Annotated in this window: 1 protein-coding gene; it reads right to left on the bottom strand. The window is 66.0% G+C overall.

Translation table 11 applies throughout. The annotated features are described in order from the left end of the window. Positions 1 to 759, bottom strand: a 759-nt coding sequence (locus V6590_RS20800; RefSeq protein ID WP_335425627.1) for an ATP-binding cassette domain-containing protein, incomplete at its 3' end; no start/stop codon positions are given. Positions 760 to 811 lie beyond the last annotated feature (52 nt).

Below are 811 nucleotides of genomic sequence, written 5' to 3'. Positions count from 1 at the left end.
GGTGTCTGTGACGGGGGTGGCAGCGAAGAGGGATTGTGTGTAGGGGTGCTGCGGGTTTGCGAAGAGGGTTTCGCGGGTGCCTTGTTCGACGGCTTCGCCCTTCGAGATCACCATGACGTCATCGGCGATGTAGCGCACGACCGAGAGGTCATGGCTGACAAAGACATAGGTCAGGCCGAATTCCTCCTGCAGATCGGCGAGCAGGTTGAGCACCTGCGCCTGCACGGAGAGATCGAGCGCGGAGACGGGTTCATCCAGCACCAGCAATGCCGGGTTCAGCATCAGGGCGCGCGCGATCGCGATGCGCTGGCGTTGCCCGCCCGAGAACATATGCGGATAGCGGTTGAAGTGTTCGGGCTGCAGCCCGACCTTCTTCAGCATCGCCTCGGCCCGGTCGCGCCTTTCGCTGGCGGGGAAATCGGTGTTGATGATCAGCGGCTCCATCAGCACATCGCCGACCTTCTGGCGCGGGTTCAGGCTGCCATAGGGGTTCTGGAACACCATCTGGACCTTTGAACGCAGCGCGGGGCCCGGGCGGCGGCGGCGGATATCGACGGGCTCGCCCGCGATCCGCAGTTCGCCGCTGGTGGGGGCGTCGATCAGGGCGATCACGCGCGCCAGTGTGGATTTGCCCGATCCGCTTTCGCCCACGATGGCCAGGGTCTTGCCCTTGTCCACCCTGAAGTCGATCCCCTTGAGCGCGCGCACCGTCCTGGCCCCGCCGAACAGGCCGCCGGGCACATGGTAATCCTGCACGATGGCGCGGCCTTCGACGACCGGGGCCGGGGTCTGGGCCGGGCTTTGGGCTGGG

It is taken from the genome of Gemmobacter denitrificans, from assembly GCF_036964905.1.
GTDB lineage: Bacteria > Pseudomonadota > Alphaproteobacteria > Rhodobacterales > Rhodobacteraceae > Gemmobacter > Gemmobacter denitrificans.
This window is presented reverse-complemented; position numbering and strand designations above follow the sequence as displayed.